The organism is Methanoculleus sp. UBA413 (genome assembly GCF_002502935.1).
In the GTDB taxonomy this organism is placed as follows: domain Archaea; phylum Halobacteriota; class Methanomicrobia; order Methanomicrobiales; family Methanoculleaceae; genus Methanoculleus; species Methanoculleus bourgensis.
The window spans coordinates 7436-8868 of the sequence record NZ_DAQR01000023.1; the positions used below are offsets into that span (position 1 = coordinate 7436).

At 64.3% G+C, this 1433-nt stretch carries 3 protein-coding genes; all 3 read left to right on the plus strand.

The window, feature by feature from the left end; translation table 11 throughout:
- A partial coding sequence (locus BP858_RS01995) for a CBS domain-containing protein (protein WP_286878702.1) occupies positions 1-525 on the plus strand: 525 nt, incomplete at its 5' end.
- Complete coding sequence (locus BP858_RS02000) at positions 522-920, plus strand: 4Fe-4S binding protein (RefSeq protein ID WP_074175668.1); 399 nt, start codon at positions 522-524, stop codon at positions 918-920. The genes BP858_RS01995 and BP858_RS02000, both read left to right, overlap by 4 nt.
- On the plus strand, positions 917-1433 hold a 517-nt coding region (locus BP858_RS02005; protein ID WP_286878703.1), incomplete at its 3' end, for a UPF0280 family protein. The genes BP858_RS02000 and BP858_RS02005, both read left to right, overlap by 4 nt.

A 1433-nucleotide genomic window follows, 5' to 3' on the forward strand; every position in this document is an offset into this window, starting at 1 on the left:
TCGCTCTCCAGTTACCGGCGGGCACGGGCGGTAGCGCTGGAACTGAAAGGCTGGATAGAGGAGGGGAAGATGGAACTTGCGCTCCCCACCCGGCGGATCGACCCGACAAAGCGTGTAAAGCCCATGCGGGAGACGGCGATCACCCCCCGCGTCCGCGATATCATGAACCGGCAGGTGATCAGCATCACTGAGGACGAGGAGATCCGGGTGGCGGCAAAACGGCTCCTCAAGGATGAGACGAACCATCTCCCGGTCCTGGACGGCAACGGTACGCTGGTCGGGATCATCACCACCTATGACGTCTCGAAGGCCGTGGTGACCGACGGGAGGTTGCGGCAGGTGAAAGATATCATGACCCGGAAGGTGATCAAGACGACTCCCGACGAACCGGTGGACATCGCCGCCCAGAAACTGGAGCGCAACAACATCAGCGCGCTCCCGGTGGTGGATACGACCAACCGGGTGGTCGGGATCCTCTCGGCGATCGATCTTGGGAAGCTCTTCGGCGGGAGGCGGCGGCGATGAAACTTTTGCTGACGTTCTCCCGGAGAGGACAGCACGACTCCGGAAGGGAACCGGTGATCGCCCGGGTGGTGAAGGAGACCGGTGTCCTGATCAATGTGGAGAAGGCGAACATCGACTCCATGGCCGGTGAAGTGCTGATCGACGTCCCCGATAGCGACGCGGACCTGGTCAGGCGGCGCCTTGCGGAGATGGGTGTCGCGGTTCGTGTCATGGAGAACGCCATCGCTCTTGACGAGGCTGAGTGTGTCGATTGCGGGGCCTGCATCAGCGTCTGCCCTCAGGAGGTCTTCTCCTTTGATGAGGAATGGCGCCTCCAGGTGAGCGGGGAGCGGTGCGTCCTCTGCGGCAAGTGCATCCTGGCCTGCCCCCACTCCGCCCTCTCGCAACAGGGATGATCAGGGAGCACTTCGAGTTCCGGCAGACGATCGCGACCATCCTTGCCGACGAGCCAGGGCATGTGGAGGCGGCAAAATCCGGTATGATGGCCGCCCGGCAGGAGGTCGAGCGGCAGATCGCCACGGATCCCTATTTTTCAGCGACGCTTGAGCCGTATACTCCAGAGGCCCCGGGCCGGACGGTCGGCCGCATGGCCCGGGCAGCCGAAGAGGCCGGGGTCGGGCCCATGGCGGCGGTGGCCGGCGCCATCGCCTGGGCAGGGGTGGAGGCGATGGTCGAGGCCGGCGCGTCGTTTGGTCTCGTCGACAACGGAGGGGATATTGCTCTTGTGAGCGATCGTGAGGTGAAAATTGGTGTCTTCGCGGGGGCATCGCCCTTAAGCGGGCGCATCGCGTTTCTGCTCCCGCCGCAGGAGGGGATCCTCGGCATCTGCACCTCCTCGGCAACGGTGGGGCCGTCCATCAGTTTCGGCATCGCCGACGCCGTGACGGTCTTCTCCCCCGACGTCGCTG